This window comes from Flavobacterium sp., assembly GCF_044369455.1.
Lineage (GTDB): Bacteria > Bacteroidota > Bacteroidia > Flavobacteriales > Flavobacteriaceae > Flavobacterium.
This window is the reverse complement of sequence record NZ_JBIPLW010000092.1, coordinates 1-3,816: the sequence shown is the minus strand read 5'-3', so window position 1 is coordinate 3,816 and position 3,816 is coordinate 1. Positions and strand designations below refer to the sequence as shown.

Annotated in this window: 1 pseudogene; it reads left to right on the top strand. The window is 42.5% G+C overall.

What is annotated here, in order from left to right:
- Positions 1-3,816, top strand: a pseudogene (locus tag ACIQ2L_RS14710) (hypothetical protein); the annotation flags it as partial.

The window sequence follows — 3,816 nt, the reverse complement described above, 5'->3', positions numbered from 1 at the left end:
ACTGCCATGTGGTTTACAGCCCCTTCTGGAGGCAATCCATTGGTAACTACCGCCTCACTTAGCACAGCTACTTATTATGTAGAACAAAGTAATTCGTTAACTATTGCCACTCTTGGCTCTGGGTTTTTTCGTCCTTATGGCGTTGCCGTGCAAGCCGATGGAAAAATTCTGGTAGCAAATTCAGGTAATAATGCCATTAAACGCATGAATGCCGATGGCTCAGGTGTTGTCACTCTTGGCTCTGGGTTTAATCTGCCTTTTGGCGTTGCCGTGCAAGCCGATGGAAAAATTCTGGTAGCAGATACAGTTAATAATGCCATTAAACGCATGAATGCCGATGGCTCAGGCATTGTTACTCTTGGCTCTGGGTTTAATCTGCCTTATGGCGTTGCCGTGCAAGCCGATGGAAAAATTCTGGTAGCAGATACAGTTAATAATGCCATTAAACGCATGAATGCCGATGGTACAGGCATTGTTACTCTTGGCTCTGGGTTTAATCAGCCTCATGGCGTTGCCGTGCAAGCCGATGGAAAAATTCTGGTAGCAGATTATGGTAATAATGCCATTAAACGCATGAATGCCGATGGTACAGGCATTGTTACTCTTGGCACTGGGTTTTCTTCTCCCCGAGGCGTTGCCGTGCAAGCCGATGGAAGAATTCTGGTAGTAAATACAGGTAATAATGACATCAAACGCATGAATGCCGATGGTACAGGCATTGTTACTCTTGGCTCTGGGTTTTCTGGTCCTCGAGGCGTTGCCGAGCAAGCCGATGGAAAAATTCTGGTAGCAGATTATAGTAATAATGCCATTAAACGCATTACAGATGATGCTTTATCAAATAGAGTTGCGGTAAGTGTAACAGTCAATCCAAATGTAACGCCAACATTCACGGCAGTTGCACCAATATGTTCAGGAGCGAGTTTGTCAGCATTGCCAACGACCTCTACTAATGGCATAACAGGAACCTGGTCGCCAGCGTTGAACAATACAGCGACAACGACTTACACTTTTACACCGACAACTGGATTCTGTCCAAATATTGCGACGATGAGTATAATAGTTAATCCAAGTAGTGCACCCACATTTACCGCTATTGCTCCAATTTGCTTAGGAGGAGCATTGTCGGCTTTACCAACAACTTCTACTAATGGAATATCAGGAACATGGTTACCAGCGTTAAATAACACGCAAACTACTACTTATACTTTTACACCTGATGCAAATCAGTGTGGCATTCCAACGGCAACATTAACCATTGTTGTAAATCCAAGTCCAAGTCCAGTTGTTGCTATAACAGGAAGTTCCTCAATATGCGCTGGCGATTCAGTAACTTTAACAGCTAATGGTGCCGACAATTATGTTTGGAATGGCAATATAATACCTTTGGATAATGTAAGTAATTCAAAGTTGGCAATCGGACTTCGTAAACTTAAAACAAGTTATGCCGGACCCTGTGTTCGTTTGAGAAGAGGTTCTGATAATGCCGAATTAGATTTTGGTTTTAGTGGAAACGATTTAGATGCTAGCGCTATTACCACTTGGTTAAACGGAGCAACAGGATATTGTGTTACTTTATATGATCAATCAGGAAATGGTGGTGGTGTAAGTCAGTCGAATACTTCCAAGCAACCAACTATAACTTTAAATGGTTACAACGGAAAACCAGTATTGCGTTTTAATACACAACAATTTTTAAGCAATGCTATTAATTATCCATCACCGTTTACAGCTATTTATGGTGCTCGTCAAACTGGTGGAGCAAGACAACGCGTTTTATCGTCCGTTTATAATAATTGGTTATTAGGGTATTGGAATGGCGCAAAGCAAAAAGCGTATTATGAAGGTTGGGTAAGTAGTTCCAATATTGGTAGTCCTGCTTCAGATAATAACTATTATATTTATTCAGGAGCAAGTAATGGTTCAACTTCACAATTGTATGAAAATGGAACTTTAATTGTAAATAATAGTGGTGGTGTAGGAGGTCCAAATGGTATTGAATTGAATGGATTGAATAATGGTTTTGAAATGTCAGATTGTGATTTTACAGATGTATTTGTATTTGATACCGTACTGAACACAGCAGATCGTAACACTGTTGAAAATTCAACTAAGAATTATTATACTACGATTTCAACAACGCCAACAAGTATCACAATTGCTCCCAATGTAACAACAACGTATACGGTTACTGGAACCAATGCTACGGGCTGTGCTGCAACGGCTTCAATTACAGTTACGGTTAATCCACCAAATATAACGCCAACATTCACAGCTAGAGCACCAATTTTTTGTGGAGCGAGTTTGTCAGCATTGCCAACGACATCCAACAATGGAATAACAGGAACCTGGTCGCCAGCGTTGAATAACACGGCAACAACGACGTATACCTTTACACCAACAGCGGGTCAATGTGCAACGACTGCAACATTGACGATTACGGTTAATCCACCAAATATAACGCCAACGTTTACGGCAGTTGCACCAATATGTTCAGGAGCGAGTTTGTCAGCATTGCCAACGACCTCTACTAATGGCATAACAGGAACCTGGTCGCCAGCGTTGAACAATACGCAAACAACGACGTATACCTTTACGCCAACAGCGGGTCAATGTGCGACGACTGCAACGTTAACGATAAATATTAATGCTATACCCCCACCACCAACTGCAATTGCAACTCAAGTTTATACTGGTTCGGGTACAATTGCCAATTTAGCTGCGACTGGTTCAACGATCCAATGGTACAGTGCCGCAACGGCAGGAACAGTATTGCCAGCAACGACGAGTTTGGTTGATGGAGCCATTTATTATGCATCGCAAACTGTTTCTGGCTGCGAAAGTACAAGATTAGCAGTAAGGGTTAAAAAAATTAGCGAAGCAACCCAAACATTTTGCGCAGGAGCAACAGTAGCCAATTTAGTAAGCACCCCAAGTGCTGGAGAAACTGCCAAGTGGTTTACAGCCCCTTCTGGAGGCAATCCATTGGTAACTACCGCCTCACTTAGTACAGCTACTTATTATGTAGAACAAAGTAATTCGTTAACTATTGCCACTCTTGGCTCTGGGTTTTTTCGTCCTCGAGGCGTTGCCGTGCAAGCCGATGGAAGAATTCTGGTAGCAGATTTTGATAATGATGCCATTAAACGCATGAATGCCGATGGTACAGGCATTGTAACTCTTGGTACTGGGTTTTCTGGTCCTTTTGGCGTTGCCGTGCAAGCCGATGGAAAAATTCTGGTAGCAGATTATGGTAATAATGCCATTAAACGCATGAATGCCGATGGTACAGGCATTGTTACTCTTGGCTCTGGGTTTGATCCTCGAGGCGTTGCCGTGCAAGCCGATGGAAAAATTCTGGTAGCAGATACAGGCAATAATGCCATTAAACGCATGAATGCCGATGGCTCAGGTGTTGTTACTCTTCGCACTGGGTTTAATCAGCCTTTTGGCGTTGCCGTGCAAGCCGATGGAAAAATTCTGGTAGCAAATACAGATAATAATGAAATCATACGCATGAATGCCGATGGTACAGGCATTGTTACTCTTGGCTGGTTTAATTATCCTTATAGCGTTGCCGTGCAAGCCGATGGAAAAATTCTGGTAGCAGATACAGATAATAATGCCATTAAACGCATGAATGCCGATGGTACAGGCATTGTTACTCTTGGCTCTGGGTTTTCTCTTCCTACTGGCGTTGCCGTGCAAGCCGATGGAAAAATTCTGGTAGCAGATACTTTTAATAATGCCATTAAACGCATTACAGATGATGCTTTATCAAATAGAGTTGCGGTAAGTGTAACAGTCAATCCAAAT